This window comes from Neobacillus drentensis, from assembly GCF_036965645.1.
GTDB classification, from domain to species: Bacteria; Bacillota; Bacilli; order Bacillales; family Cytobacillaceae; genus Neobacillus; species Neobacillus drentensis_D.
Window position 1 is genome coordinate 18,450 of the sequence record NZ_JBALPZ010000153.1, and the last position, 219, is coordinate 18,668.

The window sequence follows — 219 nt, forward strand, 5'->3', positions numbered from 1 at the left end:
AAACGGTCTTTTTCATTATTTATCAATACCTCCTTTTGATAACACAATAATCCTTTAAAATAATTTCATTCGAACTATACATCCTTCTATTTCTGAGATTAAGTAAGGGCTTACACCCCCATTTACACTGAAAATTTCTTTATAGAAAACAATATAATTTTTATAACTTCATTTACACACCCAACAAACTTTACATTTTACTTAAATAAGTATAGGAAT